General features: G+C 38.6%; 17 protein-coding genes and 1 tRNA gene. 9 read left to right on the top strand and 9 right to left on the bottom strand.

What is annotated here, in order from left to right:
• Positions 1–428 precede the first annotated feature (428 nt).
• Together ttcA and AC1M9N_RS03765 are read left to right on the top strand one after the other, a co-directional pair.
• On the top strand, positions 429–1352 hold the full coding sequence (gene ttcA, locus AC1M9N_RS03770; RefSeq protein ID WP_035266955.1) for a tRNA 2-thiocytidine(32) synthetase TtcA: 924 nt from the start codon (positions 429–431) through the stop codon (positions 1350–1352).
• A gap of 340 nt (positions 1353–1692) precedes the next feature.
• The gene (locus AC1M9N_RS03765) at positions 1693–2076 is read left to right on the top strand and encodes an SCP2 sterol-binding domain-containing protein (protein WP_092765941.1); all 384 of its coding nucleotides are present in this window, start codon (positions 1693–1695) and stop codon (positions 2074–2076) included.
• Between the two features lie 46 nt (positions 2077–2122).
• Here the strand turns inward: AC1M9N_RS03765 and AC1M9N_RS03760 are convergent, their stop codons facing one another.
• Positions 2123–3238, bottom strand: a complete 1116-nt coding sequence (locus AC1M9N_RS03760) for a transglycosylase SLT domain-containing protein (RefSeq protein ID WP_035266964.1) — start codon at positions 3236–3238, stop codon at positions 2123–2125.
• 366 nt (positions 3239–3604) lie between these two features.
• Between AC1M9N_RS03760 and greB the strand changes: the two genes are divergently transcribed.
• Together greB and AC1M9N_RS03750 are read left to right on the top strand one after the other, a co-directional pair.
• Complete coding sequence (gene greB / locus AC1M9N_RS03755) at positions 3605–4099, top strand: transcription elongation factor GreB (protein ID WP_481954289.1); 495 nt, start codon at positions 3605–3607, stop codon at positions 4097–4099.
• 90 nt (positions 4100–4189) lie between these two features.
• Positions 4190–4279, top strand: a tRNA-Ser gene (locus AC1M9N_RS03750).
• Positions 4280–4419: 140 nt separating this feature from the next.
• Here AC1M9N_RS03750 and AC1M9N_RS03745 read toward each other — a convergent pair.
• Positions 4420–5118, bottom strand: coding sequence for a pirin family protein (locus tag AC1M9N_RS03745; protein ID WP_481954288.1), 699 nt, complete (start codon positions 5116–5118; stop codon positions 4420–4422).
• 148 nt (positions 5119–5266) lie between these two features.
• The gene (locus tag AC1M9N_RS03740) at positions 5267–6496 is read right to left on the bottom strand and encodes a L,D-transpeptidase family protein (protein ID WP_180028682.1); all 1230 of its coding nucleotides are present in this window, start codon (positions 6494–6496) and stop codon (positions 5267–5269) included.
• A gap of 205 nt (positions 6497–6701) precedes the next feature.
• Here AC1M9N_RS03740 and hemE point away from each other — a divergent pair, with 205 nt between their 5' ends.
• The 4 genes from hemE to AC1M9N_RS03720 all read left to right on the top strand — a co-directional run bounded on the left by hemE (position 6702) and on the right by AC1M9N_RS03720 (position 11151).
• A complete protein-coding gene (hemE, locus tag AC1M9N_RS03735) occupies positions 6702–7775 on the top strand; it encodes a uroporphyrinogen decarboxylase (protein ID WP_481954287.1) in 1074 nt (357 codons plus the stop codon).
• Between the two features lie 17 nt (positions 7776–7792).
• On the top strand, positions 7793–8593 hold the full coding sequence (locus AC1M9N_RS03730; RefSeq protein WP_481586569.1) for a DUF817 family protein: 801 nt from the start codon (positions 7793–7795) through the stop codon (positions 8591–8593).
• 150 nt (positions 8594–8743) lie between these two features.
• Positions 8744–9214 (top strand): DUF3015 family protein, encoded by a 471-nt coding sequence (locus AC1M9N_RS03725; RefSeq protein WP_035266978.1) that lies wholly within the window; start codon positions 8744–8746, stop codon positions 9212–9214.
• A gap of 59 nt (positions 9215–9273) precedes the next feature.
• Entirely contained in the window at positions 9274–11151 is a 1878-nt protein-coding gene (locus AC1M9N_RS03720) for an Lnb N-terminal periplasmic domain-containing protein (protein ID WP_481954286.1), read from the top strand.
• A gap of 45 nt (positions 11152–11196) precedes the next feature.
• Here AC1M9N_RS03720 and AC1M9N_RS03715 read toward each other — a convergent pair whose 3' ends face one another.
• From AC1M9N_RS03715 to AC1M9N_RS03690, 6 genes are all read right to left on the bottom strand, one after another.
• Positions 11197–11556 carry a cupin domain-containing protein gene (locus AC1M9N_RS03715; protein ID WP_481593179.1) on the bottom strand — a complete coding sequence of 120 codons (360 nt, stop codon included), beginning with the start codon at positions 11554–11556 and terminating at the stop codon, positions 11197–11199.
• Between the two features lie 73 nt (positions 11557–11629).
• A complete protein-coding gene (gene folE / locus AC1M9N_RS03710; RefSeq protein WP_171076769.1) occupies positions 11630–12178 on the bottom strand; it encodes a GTP cyclohydrolase I FolE in 549 nt (182 codons plus the stop codon).
• A gap of 94 nt (positions 12179–12272) precedes the next feature.
• Entirely contained in the window at positions 12273–12956 is a 684-nt protein-coding gene (locus AC1M9N_RS03705) for a Smr/MutS family protein (protein WP_092765950.1), read from the bottom strand.
• 283 nt (positions 12957–13239) lie between these two features.
• Positions 13240–14046, bottom strand: coding sequence for an indole-3-glycerol phosphate synthase TrpC (gene trpC / locus AC1M9N_RS03700; RefSeq protein WP_481607116.1), 807 nt, complete (start codon positions 14044–14046; stop codon positions 13240–13242).
• Between the two features lie 18 nt (positions 14047–14064).
• Entirely contained in the window at positions 14065–15111 is a 1047-nt protein-coding gene (gene trpD / locus AC1M9N_RS03695) for an anthranilate phosphoribosyltransferase (RefSeq protein ID WP_035266991.1), read from the bottom strand.
• A 9-nt stretch (positions 15112–15120) separates the two neighbouring features.
• Entirely contained in the window at positions 15121–15705 is a 585-nt protein-coding gene (locus AC1M9N_RS03690; protein ID WP_092765952.1) for an anthranilate synthase component II, read from the bottom strand.
• 952 nt (positions 15706–16657) lie between these two features.
• Here AC1M9N_RS03690 and glnA point away from each other — a divergent pair.
• A complete protein-coding gene (gene glnA / locus AC1M9N_RS03685; RefSeq protein WP_171076768.1) occupies positions 16658–18073 on the top strand; it encodes a type I glutamate--ammonia ligase in 1416 nt (471 codons plus the stop codon).
• Positions 18074–18154 lie beyond the last annotated feature (81 nt).

The raw sequence follows: 18154 nt of genomic DNA, 5'->3' as shown, positions 1-18154 counted from the left end.
TATGTAATGTTTTTTAACAATTCGTTGTAAAAAAATCAAGTCTTAATTGTTGGCTTAATATCCAAAAAAATTATTTATTTTTATTTATAAACAACTGCTTGACACGTATAAGTTATTGAATTTTAAGGATATAGAATAGTGGTTAAAAAATGATCAATCTAAGGGAAAGCACCATCTTATCTTGCCAAAACTTTGTCAACCCCTAAAAAGTCCACAATTTTATCCACAGGTTTTGTGGAAAACTGTGGAAAAGTCCAAAAGATAAGCAATTCGACTAAAAAATGAACCCAAGCGTCCATTTTAGATGTGTGAATAAGACAGTGTTATGAAAAAATAAAAATTAGATGTAAAAAACAGATTCTTTAGATGCGATTAAGCACTGAATCGGCTAAAATTGCGCAGTATTTTTTTTATGGTTAATGTCGTCTATGTACTCGCCAGTTGAATCCAACCAAGGATTTAATTTTAAGCCAGAGCCACCTACAAGTTCTGCATATTATCGTTTATTAAAAAAACTTCGTCGTCAAGTAGGTCATGCAATCCGTGACTACAAAATGATTGAGGATGGCGATAAGGTCATGGTATGTATTTCAGGTGGTAAAGATAGCTATACCATGCTGGACATTCTCCTGCAGTTTAAACGCATAGCACCAATCAATTTTGATGTTGTGGCTGTGAATCTTGATCAGAAACAACCAGGGTTCCCTGAGGATGTATTACCCCGTTATTTAGAAGAAAATAACATTCCGTACTACATCTTAGAAAAAGATACATATAGCATTACCAAAAAGCTTACACCTGAAGGTAAAACCTATTGTGCAGTGTGCTCACGCTTGCGCCGTGGTTCTTTATATGGTTTTGCTCAAGAAATTGGCGCGACCAAAGTTGCTTTAGGTCATCATCGTGATGATATTATGGCAACGTTCTTCTTGAACCTATTCCATGGCGGTAGTTTAAAGGCGATGCCACCAAAACTACTTTCATCGGATAAAAAGAATATTTTGATTCGTCCTTTGGCGTATGTTGAAGAGAAAGACATCATCAAATATGCTGAAATGCGCAAATTCCCAATTATTCCATGTAACTTGTGTGGTTCGCAGGAAAACTTACAGCGCGCAATCATCAATGATATGTTGCGTGAATGGGATAAAGCTCATCCAAAACGTTTACACAGCATTTTTGGCGCGTTACAGAATGTCTCGCCATCGCAATTGGCCGACCGAGATCTTTTCGATTTTGAAGCCTTAGATGGACAACGTGAAGTTGATTTTGATGTAACTTGTTCAACAGCCGAAGGGGACACACCAAATAAGCGTATTAGCATGGTCAATCTCGGTTTTGCTGCTGAGTAATTCGTCTTAATAAAAAAAAGCACTTTTCGAAGTGCTTTTTTTATTTCTTAGATTTTTACATTTTAATGAAGGTGTTGAGTCGATTTACAAAATGATGTTTTTTGTCACTTTAGGTCGTAGTACCGATACAAAAAATCATTGACAAACTTGTGAAAAAATAAAGATTTGATGATATTTAGGCGATTAGTTTTATTTACAAAAAAAATCGAACGCAGAGTACAAAAAAACGTATCGCATTTGGAAAATATCATGCTATAACTCTCTCAAGCGTAAAGCTTCTACATGTTGTTATCTTGGATAGGTAACGCAATAAATTGAATAAATACATCGAGGAAAGAACATGCCTGCATTTTTAACTGATGATTGGTTTGCAAACGTTGAGAAACTTACAGCTGAAGCTGGTGATTTGAACTTACCACCATCATTAGCAAATCTAGCATTGAATCTTGTAGTAACAGGTAGCGAAGGAACGACTGAATTAGCGCTTGATAGCGGTAAGATCCAAAAAGGCGCTTCTGCGAATGCTAAAACAACTTTAAACTTAGATGCGGATACTTTACGCAAAGTATTCTTAGAGTTTGACATGGCTGCTGCTATGCAAGCATTTATGACTGGTAAAATCAAAGTTCAAGGCGATATGTCTCAATTGATGGCTTTACAAACAGCGAAGCCAAGCCAAGAACAAAAAGATTTGTTCAAAAAAGTTTTAGAGCAAACTACTTAAGACTTTTTAAACAAAAAAAGCTTACCTTTAGGTAAGCTTTTTTTTGTTAAATACTCACCAAACTTGGTGTCGTTTTAATATGTTCTAAATAAGCACGAATACGAGTGACGTATTGGATCGCTTGCTTATAACGCGTATTGTGCGATTGATTACGGTAAAGAAAATCATATACCTGTATCCAATCATTCGGATTTTTTCCTTGGGCTTTTAGGCGCTTCATAATCGCATCTGTGGCACCTGGCCCCATATTGTAAGCCACGAGGGCATACCAATAACGATCATGTTTAGGAATATAATCATATTTCGACATCATCAGATCAAAATACTTCGCACCACCTGCAATACTTTGAGCAGGATCAACACGATTCGACACACCCATTGCTTTTGCTGTGTTGTTGGTGAGCATCATGATGCCACGCACACCTGTAGGAGACACAGAATTCGGTTTTAAGAACGACTCTTGATAGCCTATCGCAGCGAGGAAGTGCCAATCTAAGTCGTATGTTTGGGCTGACTTTTTAAAGCTAGCTTTATAAATTGGCATACGTGTTTTAAGATTGCGCTGAATAGTATCCCAATCATCTTGTTTAACCACGTTGCGGTTGTAGAAAGATGCCATTTGACGGATAGCACCATTTTGCTTGCTTTGACAAACAAAACCGCTGGCAGTATCTGTTAAAGGATCAGCAGCATTTTTAAAAACCCAATTGATTTCTGGATTAAGCCCATTTTTGCGTAAGCTTTCAAGGTCACCACATGATGCGGAAAAACCTGAAAGATTCTTTTGCTCAATGGTCATGATCGATGCTGTGGTCACCGCGAAATGAGCTTTACCTTGCTGCACCATTTTCAAAGCGGCTTCATTACTTTGAACCGTTTTAAAATCGAGTTTTACATTTAAGTTTTGAGCGTAACTGCTCACCAAGTCATAGCCAAAGCCATGTTTGAAGTTACCGTCTTTAAAAACCACGGTGGGATTTGACACGGCCACCACTGTAAGTTTGTTCGAATTTACAATGGAGTTGTATTGGTTGTCGGTCTTTGTTGCATTTAATGCATGAAATGGGATAAATGCTGTAGCGAGGACCATCGCTTTAAACGAGAGAGAAGAAGTTAGTGAATTAAGGCAAAGCCTCGATCCAGTGTTTGAACTACTGCGCATGTTGTCTCCGCTACAAGTAATTTATGCCCAAAAAAAGCAAAAGCAGTACCGCCTTAAACTTTTATTTAAAGTTGATAAATTCAATTAGGGTGGGCGTCATGAACGTCATTCAAAATGACATGTGTGGGTGGATAAAATATTGAAGAAAAGATCTTCGTACAAAAAGTAATCAAGATAAAACATGGGCGCATATTAATGGTCAATTTTACTCATGTCAAATTTTGTACAAAAAAAAATAAAAAACATGGTTTTAAGGTATTGATAAATAAAAAGAAAAAACTTTATAAAATTTTTCCATGTAGAAATGCGGTATAAAATGTTGCAATGTGTCGCTATAACGTAAGCAAAATACTCATTTTATCGCCTATGAAATCGAATTTAATTACCCGAAGTGGGCATGACAAATTGGTCGCAGAACTACAGTATTTATGGCATGAGGAACGACCTGAAATCACCAAAAAAGTGAATTGGGCTGCCAGTTTAGGTGATCGTTCTGAAAACGCAGATTATCAATACAATAAACAAATTTTACGAAAAATAGACCGTCGTGTTCGTTACCTCGGTAAACGACTTGAAGAGTTGCGAATTATCGATTTTTCTCCTGAACAAGAGGGCAAAGTATATTTTGGCGCTTGGGTAGACATCGAGAACGAGGAAGGACAATTAAAGACGATTCGGATTGTCGGTGTAGATGAAATTTATGATCATCATCCTCAACATATTTCAATAGATTCACCTATGGCACGTGCAATGTTAGGTAAGCAAGTAGATGATGAATTTGAGGTACATACACCCTTGGGAAAAAAAACATGGGTTATTAATTCAATTCGCTATGAAAAGCTCGAAAATTCATCAAAATAGTAATTTCTGATTTAAAAATAGGCAGGCGAGCAAAATTTCTTAGAAAAGTGTTTGCCAATTTTAAAAAATATTTATATGATAGCCGCCATTGGAAGCGTGGCAGAGCGGTTTAATGCACCGGTCTTGAAAACCGACGAGGGTGTGAGTCCTCCGTGAGTTCGAATCTCACCGCTTCCGCCAAATTTTTAAAAAGCCACTAATTATTAGTGGCTTTTTTATTTTCTTCATGTTGGTGCGATACTAAGATAGATATTTACTTTTTTTATTTAACTTTTGAGCATGGCATAAAAAACCACCCTAAGGTGGTTTTTCTACAGCGTTTAAACCACTTTTTCTGGAAGATCGAACCAAATCACACGAGCATCTTCTGATGCTTCAATCTGCGCTGGATCAATAAATGCAATAGCATCTCCAGCATTCACAGTGTGCTCTGCGACTTGAATTGAACCACTAATCACATGTAGATAGCTGACATGTTGTGTTGCAACAACTTCAAGTGAATGACCTTTCTCCAAAACAGCTGTTTTAACCTCCGCATTTTGGCGAATATGCATGGGTGCTTGTTCTGTCGGTCCACAAATCAGATGCCATTTGTTCGGTTGTTCAGCAGGATCGAGTTGAATTTGTTGGTAATTCGGCTCTGCATTGCGCTGATTTGGAATAATCCAGATTTGCAGTAAATGAACTGTTTCATCACCTTGGTTGATTTCACTGTGTTGAATGCCTGTACCAGCACTCATCAGTTGCCATTCACCAGCTTTGATATCACCGTGGTTACCCATACTATCTTTATGTGTAATCGCTCCCTGTAATACACAGGTGAGAATTTCCATATTGTCGTGTGGATGTGTACCGAAACCTTGATGACCAGCAATGAGATCATCATTAATGACACGGAGAGCACTGATGCCCATGTGGTTAGGGTCATACCAGTTCCCAAATGAGAAGCTGTGTTTGGATTCTAACCAACCCATTTTTACATGACCACGTGATTCACTGCGATGTAAATAAGCATTCATGATGATGCTCCTTTCATTATTCTTAAACATGATTTTATTTTAATAGTTTAAAATGAATAAGATAGTGGATTAGGACAACGTATCGTTCTAATTTTGAAACATAAAAAGGATAAAAAAGCCTGCTTGAAGCAGGCTTTTTAAAATTAGACTATTCTAAGAATTTTACTGTAACGCCAGAACGAACTTTATTACCCAAATCATTCGCATCCCAGTTGGTTAAGCGGATACAACCGTGTGAAGCTGTCTTTGAAATACTTGATGGATTAGGTGTGCCGTGAATACCGAACGATTTTTTGCTTAAACCGATCCAGATATTACCTACAGGGCCATTAGGACCAGGTGGTAATGAAAGTGGCTTCAAGTTTTTACCTTGTACAAAGTTACTTGGTGAATAGCTATACCAAGGGTTTTTCGCTACGCCAGTAATTTTGTATGTTCCTGTCGGTGATGGAGTGTCAGCACTACCGATAGTTGCTGGGAATGAACCAACCATTTGGTTTTGTTGGTTAAACAAATAAAGTTGTTTAGCGCCTTTATGTGCCACGATTAAATGAATATTTTCTGGAAGTTCATTGCGAATGTTGGTCACAATAAGCTTTTCACCCGCTTTCTTAAATGTCGCTTTAGGATTTAGTTTCTTGAGAAACTCTTCATCCATATGGAATTTTTCAGCCAGCATTTCACTTACACGAGTGTAATAAAGACCTTTCATTTTCGCTTGTAAAGCATAGTCATGAGGAATTGAGGCTGCATAAGGACCTTTTAGGTCTGCTTCGGTAATCGTATATTCAACATAAGCAGGTTTACCAGCTTGGCGTGCAACTAGAGCATCCCAAGTTTCTTTCGTCAAAACACCTGTAGCCTTTAAACCATTCATTTGCTGGAATGAAGCAATTGCTTTAAGTGTATTTTTTCCACTTGTACCGTCAATAGCACCTGGTGAAGCATGTGAATTATTTAACATTACATGTGCACGGGCATATACAGGGAATTGACCTTTGCCAATATTTTCATACCATTCAGCATTATTCAGACTGTCTAGCGTCCATGAGTTTGCTGTAGCAGGTGCTGATGTAGATGAAGCTGGATTTGTCACTGCTGAAGATGCAGGTGCACTGCCAATGTCCGCAGTGCTATCCTCAGTTCTTTCTAGGTTTTGAAGCGTATCTGCAGCTTGATTTAGATCATTTTGCTCTTGCTGGCTAATTTGGGCTTCAGAGCTAGATTCTACCGCGAGAGGATCAATTGGATCTTGAATAGTATCTAAACTCGTTTTTGTAATTGGAGAAAGCGGTTGTTCAGCAGTACCAGAAGCAGCCAATGCAGTTCCAGACATAATACAACTTAAACTCAAAGCAAGAATTGAGCGAACGAACATGTAATTCAACCTTAAGAATTATTCATATTGATTTATAAAAACACGGATAAAGTATTGCAGAAAAAACACGGATATGCAGTATTTGTTTTGTTTAAATCAAATAAATTGCGATAGTCTCAATCTTTATTTTCATTCTAACTAAATACTTTAAAGTGCAGCTTTTTGGTATGATGAATGGAATTTCAATTTTGCATCGAGAAAGTAAATGACGACCTTAAAAAATGATCGTTTTCTGCGTGCCTTATTACGTGAACCTGTGGACTGCACGCCAGTTTGGATGATGCGTCAGGCTGGTCGATATTTACCTGAATATCGTGCGACACGCGCAACTGCGGGTGATTTTCTTTCTTTGTGCAAAAATAATGACTTTGCTTGTGAAGTGACTTTACAGCCGCTTCGTCGCTATGACTTAGATGCAGCCATTCTATTTTCAGATATTTTGACTGTTCCTGATGCTTTGGGCTTAGGACTATATTTTGAAGCAGGGGAAGGACCAAAATTTAAGAAAACAGTCCGTACTGAGCAGGATGTAGCCCAATTACCAAAAATTGATGCTAAATCGGACTTAGATTATGTCATGAATGCAGTGTCGACAATCCGATCAGCATTATGTGGCCAGGTACCGCTAATCGGGTTTTCTGGGAGTCCATGGACACTCGCGACGTATATGATCGAGGGTGGGTCTAGTAAAGATTTCCGTTACACCAAGCAAATGATGTATGCACAACCTGAAGTTTTACATGCCTTGTTAGATCATTTGGCTTATTCAGTCATAGATTATTTGAACGCACAGATTGAGGCAGGTGCGCAGGCGATTCAAATTTTTGACAGTTGGGGTGGTGCACTTGCACATCGAGAATATCAAGAATTTTCCCTCAATTATATGCACAAAATCGTGAAGGGTTTAAATCGTGAAAATGAAGGCCGCAAAGTACCAGTAATTTTATTTACCAAAGGTGGTGGTCAATGGTTAGAACCTATGATCGCAACTGGCGCAGATGCGTTTGGACTAGATTGGACAACCCCTTTAAATGTTGCACGTCAAACTGTTGCTGGTCGCGCTGCCCTACAAGGTAATTTAGACCCTGCAACATTATATGGCTCTCCTGCGAGTATCGAAAAGTCAGTAAAATTAATGCTCGATGATGCATATGCTGCTGGTGAAAAAACGGGTTATGTTGCAAACCTTGGACACGGTATCACCCAATGGGTAGATCCTGCGAATCCTAAAGTTTTCATTGATACGGTACATGAGTACAGCGCAAAATATTTAGGCTAAACATTTAGGATGAATGTGTGAGCTTTTTAAAATCATTATTTGAGTTTCATTATAAGGCAGCATCCGCTGCCTTATTTGGTATTTTATTACTGCTAGCCTTTGCTTTGACGGCTTCGATAGGGCATCAAGAATATTATGGATTGTACCGATACGACTACCTCTTGATTTATGCAGTGGTTATTCAGGTCTGTTTACTGCTTTTAAAGTTAGAGTCTTGGGCTGAAGCCAAAGTTATTGCAATATTTCATATGTTGGCAATGGTCATGGAGATTTTCCTGACACATCCACAGATTGCATCATGGCAATATCCGCAACCTGCGGCATTTAAGATTATGACCGTACCACTTTTTGCGGGATTTATGTATTCTGCCGTAGGCAGTTTTTTTGCTCGTTCACTCAGGCTCTATCGCGTAGAAATTGAGAACTTACCTAGTTTTTTCAATATGATGAGTTTAGCGATCTTGTCCTATTTAAACTTTATGACGAAGTTCTTTATCCCAGATATACGATACTTATTGTTTGCATCGAGCGTGTTGATATTTTGGAAAACTAAAATAACGTTCAAGCTTAAATATCATGAGATGACCTTGCCAATGCTTCCTGTGCTTTTGTTGTTGGCATTTATTATTTGGATTGCTGAAAATATCAGTACTTTTTATCAAATTTGGTTGTATCCAACGCAAGTGGAACAGTGGCATATGGTGGGATGGGGGAAACTTGGTTCTTGGTATCTCCTACTAATGCTGAGTTTAGTATTGGTGTTAAAAATCTTAGGTGAACGGAATTCACAGGGTTTGTGGCGATTGAAGGGCGAATAAGTTAATTCATCAAAAAAACTCAATACTTGATGGCATTGGTAAGATTTGTTTTGCGTTCTTGGCTTGATATCGCTATGTTAAAGAAGTTCGTAAAAGAACAAAATTGGAACAATAAAGAACACTTGAGCACATCAAGTTTGGAGTGATGTTATGTATAAAAAATTAGCTTTAGCTGCGGTATTGGCAGTAGGATCAACAGCTGCATTTGCTGACCGTGATGTTGGTTGTGGTATCGGTTCACAAGTTTGGGCAGGTCAGTCTGGTAAAGTTGCAAAAATCTTAGCAGGTACGACCAACGGTTTATTTGCTAACCAATTATTCGGTATTACTTTCGGGACGTTAGGCTGTAGTGGTACAGGTACAGTAACAGCACAAGCAGTAACATTTACAAATGAAAATGCCGAAGCTCTTGCACGTGATATGGCGGTAGGTGAGGGGGAAAGTCTTAACGTCCTTGCAGAGCTTCTGAATATTAAATCTGAAGATAAAGCACGTTTCTTTGCAGTATCAAAAGAAAATTTCTCTGAAATTTATTCAGCGGACAATCAAGATGCATTCCAAGTCCTTGCATCTCTTCAAACTGTTATGTCTCAAGACGAAGTATTAAAAGCTTACGTTTAATTGCGAAAATCCTGTCTTATGGCAGGGTTTTTTTGTTTCATCATTATTAAGTTCATTTTATGAAATTTGCTTTTTTTTCTGCCTTGATTGTCAGTAGCTTTCTGACACATGCATATACTTCTCCAGTTGAACAATATATTGCACAAGCACAACACCATCAGCTTGATAAAAATAAAACTTGGCAAAGATTAATGTATGCACATCAAGCGAAGAGTGAAGTCAGCTATTCAGGATTTTTTTTTAGTGCAAATGGTGCAGATAATTTACAAGATGAGCTGAATGCAAATATTCGTGAATTATTTATAGATCGAGGACAAGATCAATCCATTATATGTCGTTTCCCAGCTCGCTCTGCATGGTTAATAGAACAACTGAAAATAAAACAAGAGGAGCTTCCTAAAGCAGATTGTCCTGCTCTAGAGGAATGGATTGGACAGATTAAACCGTATCAAGCAACATTGATTTATGCGACAGATTTCATGGGAAATCCAAGTTCGATGTTTGGTCATACCTTGCTACGTCTTGACCCTAAAGATCAAAAAGAGCTTAATCTTATTTCTTATGCAGTCAACTACGCTGCGACGGTCGAAAATAGTGATAGTTTTTCTTTTGCTTGGAAAGGCTTAACGGGTCAATATCTAGGTGAATATTCGTTAATGCCCTACTATCGAAAAGTAAAAGAGTATGGTGATTTCGAAAGCCGTGATTTGTGGGAATACGAATTAGCATTAAACCCAGAAGAAACCACACGTTTAGTACAACATATCTGGGAGTTAAAGCATGTCCAATTTCCCTATTATTTTATAAGTGATAATTGTGCCTACCGCTTATTGGGACTCATTGATTTGGTAAAACCCGATGCCAATCTACAAGCACAGTTTAGTCATATTGCAATTCCAGTCGAAACCATCAAAGCGGTGCAGCAGCAAGGCCTCATTAAAGATACTGTTTATCGCCCAGCACTTGAAACGCAGTTACTTCATCAAGCAAAACAACATGGTAATGACTTAGCACATTCGGCACATCAATTAACGCTGGTGCAACCAGCACAAATGCGTGAATTTTTAGCTCAATTTACGGCCAAGGATCAGGCGCGTATTCTTGAGATGGCATATGATCATTTGTATCTACAGCTCATTTCTCAAAAAATCGAAGCGAGTATTGCGCAACCTAAAATACGACAAATTTTGAGTTTAAGAAGCCAACTCCCTGTTGAAAAACAACGTACTGAAGTGGCAAGACCACGAATTGACCCTGTGGATGGGCATCATGCTCGAAAAACATCGATTGAATTTGGACGAGTGCAGGACGATACGTTTGTGCAGATCAACCATCGACAAGCCTATCACGATTTATCTGATCCTCAGGGTGGATACCGACTTGGAACACAGTTGAAATTTTTTGAGGGAAGTCTCGAGTTACGGAATGATCAATTCAAGTTGGCTGATTTAGATCTTTTAGAAGTGAATTCTTATAATCCAATTACGCCTTTTAAGACGCCGTTGAGCTGGGGATTTGGATTCGGTTGGAAGCAAATCTCAATTGATGATTCTGGAAATTTCAGTGATACCGAGCAACATGGTGTTTTGAATCTATCAACACAGTTTGGATATAGTTGGGCAGATGCAGATCGTGAACAACTGTGTTATGCGCAGATGCAAAATCATATTCAAGCTGGAAAAAGTTTAGAAAAGGGTTGGAGATTGGGGCTAGGGCCAACTGTAGGTTGCCAAAGTTTATGGTCAGATCGAGTGAATAGTTTAGTGCAAGTTGAAATCCCTTTTTGGGAGGATCAGCAGGCTTGGCAGCTCGGACTAAGATCCTCACTTCAGTATGCACCTAACTCGCAAAGTGCTATCTCTATTCACTGGAATTATCAATTACAAAAACAGCATGATTGGCATCAAACTAGTTTGGGATTTACGCGCTATTGGTAAATATACAGTACTAGGAAGTACTGTGCTGAAAGGTGAAGCTTGTTTTTAAACGATTACATTCACATAGTACTTTTTTACTTGCTCAACGACTTCAAATGTGCCAATGAATCCTGGTGGGATTACACCTGCTTGACCTGCCGAAACTTCGATAAAGTGATTTTTGTTTTGAGTGTGGATGCGAACTTTTCCTTCTATAATTTGAAAGAATTCTTGTTTATTGTCGGCAAATTGAATATTCCAAGCACCAACTTCACATTCCCAAATCCCACATTCCATATGCTCGTGTTCATAAAGACTGTAGGTGTGACGTTCGGGATTGCCTTGGACGAGACGATCAGGACGCGGGAAGTCGACTGATTTTTCTGCGTGTTGTTGACCTTGACCTGCAACATGAAGAGATGTCATATATTCACCTTAAGAAATTGAGCCTTGGAATACGGTCTAAAAAAAACCTCAACAGGGTTGAGGTTTTTATGAATTAATAACTTTCTGGAACAGCGCTCAGAAACTCGCGACGTTCATCTTTGTTAGTTTTAAAGTCCCCAACAAATGATACTGTACGAGTAGTTGACTCTTGTTTGCCTACACCACGCATCATCATACACATATGTGCTGAATCAATGACAACAGCTACGCCTCTAGCACCAGTCACTTGAGCCACAGCTTCAGCAATCTGTTGAGTTAGATTTTCTTGAATCTGTAGACGACGGGCAAACATTTCAGTAATACGTGCAAATTTAGATAAACCTAAAACTTGACCTTCTGGTAAGTAGGCAATATGCACACGTCCATAGAACGGCAGTAAATGATGTTCACAAAGCGAATAGAATTCGATGTTCTTGACCAAAACCATTTCACGGTTGTCTGAAGGGAAGACCGCATTGTTGGTCACTTCTTCAAGCGTTTGGCTATAACCTGACGTCAAATACGAAAAAGCTTTAGCAGCACGCATTGGTGTATCTTTAAGACCAGGACGAGTAAGATCTTCGCCAACGGCAGTTAAAATGTTGGCGTAGGATTGCTGCATAGACATAAGACGTGTTCACTTACACAGATGTTGAACAAGGACGGCATTGTATCAGAAAACGATTACAATGCCGTATATTCAGAAAAAATTCCGATTATTGAGTAAATTTTGGATTCTTTTCTGCACGTTTAAGCAGAACTAAGACCGCGCCAGTGCCACCTTGTTTTTCAGGCGCACTGACAAAAGCCAAAACATCACGATGTTGTCTGAGCCAACTATTAACATAGGTTTTTAAAACAGCTTCAGGGCCTTTACCATGAACAATTTTAATGACGTTTTGATTTTGCTCTTTCGCCATCTGAATAATTTGCAATACAGCTGAACGTGCTTCTTCTACGGTACAGCCATGCAAATCAACTGCTTCAAACCAACGTAAATTTCCAGCTTTCAGATCTTCAAATACTTTATGTTGTAAGGTCGCAATTCGATAACTCAGACTAGCCTGACTGCCAACTGGATTGAGCATGGCTTGAGTATCAGACATCACTGTTTCATCAGTATGCATTGGACCTTCAGCAGCAGCACGTTTAGCTAAGGTTTGAGCATCCAATTTCTTTTTTACTGGTTTCTCAATTTTTGCAATATTGCCATGATCAATTTTTTGAACGCCTTGCATCTGCTGACGAAAGAGTTCTAAATCTTCCTCATGCTCTTGTTCAACCGTCTTTTCAATAGGTTTAGGAGCTTCAACACGAGGAGCAGGATTACTGATTTGTTTCTTAAACTGTTTCAGTAAATTAAATTGATCTTTTGATAAAGAAGAATCATGTTTACTCATAACGTGCTTGTAACTTTAAAGTGGAAGAGGAATGAATGTGATTATAATCCGAAAATCCCTTAACTTTGTAGTGAGAAGTATTTAAGTTGATTTTAAGGTGTTGAATTAAGTGGAGATAACTTAAGGGATAAAGCAAAAAAAGAGATTGATTATTAATCTAATTTATTTTGAATTTGTTCTAGCTATTGTTGTTGGCATTAATGGAGGCAAGAATGGATTCGGAAATCCATTCTTATGAGATTGAATTATTTTTAGTCGAACAATTTACCGCAGAATATTAGAGTTAAATATTCTGAGGTTCGCCAAACAATGCGGTAAAGGCATGATCAGGACGAGGCTGTTTCATAAAACTTTCACCCACAAGGAAAGTGTGAATGTCATTTTCTTGCATCATGGTGACATCCGCTGAGGTTGCAATGCCGCTTTCCGTCACTAATAAACGAGATGGTGCAAGTTGTTTTTTTAGACGAATTGATGTGTTCAAATCAACATCGAAAGTTTTTAAATTACGATTATTAACGCCTAATAAACAACGATCTGATAATTTGAGAGCACGTTCTAGTTCATATTCATCATGCACTTCAACCAGTACATCTAAATGATGTTCAAATGCAGTTTTCGACATTTCCTCAAGTTGTTGATCTGAAAGACATGCAACAATGAGAAGGATACAGTCTGCATGCAATGCGCGAGCTTCAATCACACCATAAGGATCGATTAAGAAATCTTTTCTTAGTGCAGGCAAATCACAGTGAGAACGAGCAATATGAATGTTCTCATCGGCACCTTGGAAGAAATCAATATCTGTAAGTACTGATAAACATGCCGCACCTGCTGATTGATACTGTTCAGCTATTTCAGCAGGATGGAAGTTTTCTCGAATAATGCCTTTAGATGGAGATGCTTTTTTGATTTCAGCAATGACAGCAGGACGTTTGTGCTGTAGTGCTTGAGCAAAACCGCGAACAGGGCTAGCGGCTTGAGCGAGTTCTTCGACGTCCTTATAACTACGTTGTTTTAATCGTGCAGCAAACTCTTCTTGTTTACGGTCAACAATTTTGCCAAGAATAGTATTCGCGATATCTAACATAAGAATGTCCTGACTTAATTAAGCTTCATAATGTTTTATTGTTTTTGTGAATTCAGAAAGCACATCCATCTTTTCAAGTGCCTGACCACCATAAATGATGTCATGTGCTAATGCCACACCTTGTTTATAACTCGAAGTTAAACCTGAGACATAAATACCAGCACCAGCATTTAATGCAATCATACTGGCCGCTTTTTCACCTTTCGGTGATTTTTTCTTACCTAGTGCATCTTTGATCAGTGCCAAACTTTCAGCAGAGCTATCAACAGATAAATGCGTCAATGTTTGAGACTCAATCTCTACATCCTCAGGGAGGATTTCCCATTCAGTAATTTCACCATTTTTTAACTCAGCAACATAGGTGGATGAAGCAAGACTGATTTCATCTAGCCCATCTTTAGAGTGAACAACCATGACGTGCTCAGCACCAAGTTGCTTAAGAACTTCAGCAATAGGTCGACATAATTCTGTTGAGAACACGCCAATTACAAAGCGCTTTACACCAGCCGGATTCGTAAGCGGGCCAAGTAAGTTGAAAATGCTTCTGAAGCCCAATTCTTTACGAGGACCTGCTGCATACTTCATTGCTTTATGATGGTTTGGAGCAAAGAGAAAACCCACACCCAAATCGCGGATACAGCGTTCAGTCTGTGCCATATTTAGGTCGAGATTAATACCAGCTTGTTCTAATAGATCTGACGAGCCTGATTTTGATGACACACCTCGGCCACCGTGTTTGGCAATCGTTGCACCTGCAGCTGCAATTACAAAACTTGATGCAGTTGATACATTAAACAGGTTTTGTCCATCACCACCCGTGCCAACAATATCGACTAAGTATGGAAGATCACTGACATCAATCTTGATCGCATATTCACGCATCACGCGTGCAGCAGCAGTAATTTCGTCAATACTTTCGCCTTTTAAACGTAAACCCATCATTAATGCACCGATTTGTGCATCAGTCGCTTCACCATCCATAATGGTGCGCATAACAGCTTCCATTTGAGGCTGTGTTAATTCAATATTTTTCGTAATGTTGTTTAATGCTTGTTGAATATTCATGTCTTGCTCTTACGCATAAATTTCTAAGAAGTTTTGGAAAATTTTGTGGCCATGTTGGCTGAGTATCGATTCTGGATGGAACTGAACACCTTCAACGGGAAGGGTTTTATGTTTCACACCCATAATTTCTTCCATAGAACCATCTTCTTCATTGGTCCAACACGTCACCTCTAAACATTCAGGTAAAGTCGCTTGATCAATGACTAAAGAGTGATAGCGAGTCGCTGAGAATGGAGAGGGTAGATTGCTAAAGATCCCTTGATCAGAGTGGTACATGTCAGATAAACGCCCGTGCATTACTTTTTTTGCACGAACAATATCTCCACCAAATGCTTGCCCGATACTTTGGTGACCTAAGCACACCCCAAGCAGTGGAATCTTGCCTGAAAAGTGTTGAATCGCTGGGATTGATATACCTGCCTCAGAGGGAGAGCAGGGACCAGGTCCAATGACGAGATATTTTGGTTGCCATCGCTCAATATCCTCCAAAGTCACGGCATCATTACGGACCACTTTTACTTCCTGATTTAACTCGCCAAAATATTGGACGATGTTGTAGGTAAAAGAGTCATAGTTGTCGATCATCAGAAGCATTTTAAGCTTAACCTCTTGAAATTTATAATTTAACTTAATTTAGCTTTGTTATTCACATTGATAAGATGCATCACAGGGTGTTGACTGCATCCTTGTCTAGTAACTCAAAGCGATTAAGTGGCAGTTATCATAGCAGATTCTTTTATCAGCGCAGGTTAAATTTTGGGGTTCAAAACATCAGCAATATTGATCACTTAAATCAAATTAATGTGTGAATGAATGGTTCTAGGTGAATAGCGCTAATAAATGAAATATTGATCTGAATCTAAAAGCTCATACGTGTTATTCATAAGTTTTTTTAATCATTGTGTTTGATGAGTGAGATTTGTGTTAAAAACAAACAAACAAAATGCACTCAGTAAATTTATAATTTATAAGATTTAGTCTCGCGGTCGTTCACTTTTACATCATTTATCTAAGATATTTAATTTTACTGAACTAATATGATGCACAAAATTTAGATTTATCATGGCTCGATGTGTATTAATAAAGTTATGATTGAGTTGGATTATTTGTCTTCCAAATAAAAATAAAATATTAAAATTTTTTATTTAATGATATATAAAACAATGTGTTAAACGCATGTGTCTGAAAATTTGATCCATTTTTCTAATTTATAAAAATTTATAAAATATATCGTTTGGTAAATTAGGTAATTAAATCCCTGAATAAACTTGACTTTAAGTTTAATAATTAAACGATCATGCTCTGAGATGCACCATTTTGATACAGGTTGTAAATAAATATTTTTTATTGCGATGAACTGTGCCTGAATATGGTGCATTTAGTTTTAAGCACAGTATAATAGTCGCAAAGCAAAGTGAATAAAGCTGTTAATCTGATAAGGATTTCAAGATTTTAGCTTTGCTTTTAAAAGTTGGTACGGTAATTGCTTTAAAACTACCAACTACTAACACGCACTAAATGTGCAACAAAAAATCATCGGAGCAAAATGAGCATGGCGAACAAGGTCCTACAACTCATCCAAGAAAGTGGCGCAAAATGGGTAGACTTCCGTTTTACGGACACTAAGGGTAAAGAACAACATGTTACTTACCCAGCAGATACTATCGATGAAGATACTTTTGAAGATGGTAAAATGTTCGACGGTTCTTCAATTGCTGGTTGGAAAGGTATCGAAGCGTCTGACATGATCTTACGTCCAGATGCTGAAACAGGTTTTATCGACCCGTTTTTTGCAGAGCCAACTGTAGTGGTGACTTGTGATGTTATTGAGCCATCTACTGGTCAAGGTTATGACCGTGACCCACGTTCAATTGCTCGCCGTGCAGAAGAATATTTAAAATCTACTGGTATTGGTGATACTGCTTTCTTTGGTCCAGAACCAGAATTCTTCGTATTTGACGAAGTTAAATGGGACATCGATATGTCTGGTGCTCGCCATACATTAATCGCTGAAGAAGCTGCTTGGTCTACAGGTAATTCTTACGAATCAGGTAACTCAGGCCACCGTCCACGCGTTAAAGGTGGTTACTTCCCAGTGCCTCCAGTTGATTCTCACCACGATATGCGTGCAGAAATGTGTGCGAAAATTGAAGACATCATGGGGCCAGGTCGTGTAGAAGTACATCACCATGAAGTTGCATCTTGCCAATTAGAAATTGGTGTGAGCTTCAACACAATGGTTCGTAAAGCTGATGAAGTACAACAGTTTAAATATGCTGTTTGGAACGTTGCTCATCAATATGCTAAAACTGCAACGTTTATGCCTAAACCAATGGTTGGTGATAACGGTTCTGGTATGCACGTTCATATGTCAATTTCTAAAGACGGCAAGAACTTGTTTGCTGGTGATGAATATGCAGGCCTTTCAGAAATGGCATTGTATTTCATTGGCGGTATCATCAAGCACGCACGCTCATTAAATGCGATTACTAACCCTTCTACAAACTCGTATAAGCGTTTAGTGCCACATTATGAAGCGCCAATTATGCTTGCTTACTCAGCGCGTAACCGTTCAGCTTCTATCCGTATTCCATACGTTTCTAGCCCGAAAGGTAAACGTATTGAAGCACGTTTCCCAGATCCAATGATGAACCCGTACTTAGGTTTTGCTGCATTGTTAATGGCGGGTATCGACGGTATTCAAAACAAGATTCATCCAGGTGAAGCTTCAGACAAGAACTTGTATGATCTACCTCCTGAAGAAGAAGCAAAAATTCCTACAGTTGCACACAGCTTGGATATGGCTTTAGAAGCTCTTCAAGCGGATCACGATTACCTTCTTAAAGGTGGCGTATTCACTAAAGAAATGCTTGATGCTTACATTGAGCTTAAAACTGAAGAAGTTCGTCGTCTTAATACAACAACTCACCCAGTTGAATTTGATATGTACTACAGCCTCTAATTCGTTCACGAATTTCACTGTAAAAAACCCGCGCAATGCGCGGGTTTTTTTGTGTTTTGAGTTAAAATAAATGTAGTCAAA

Source organism: Acinetobacter sp. ANC_7655, assembly GCF_056784015.1.
The sequence above is the reverse complement of the archived record's forward strand: the minus strand, read 5'-3'. Positions and strand labels throughout refer to the sequence as shown.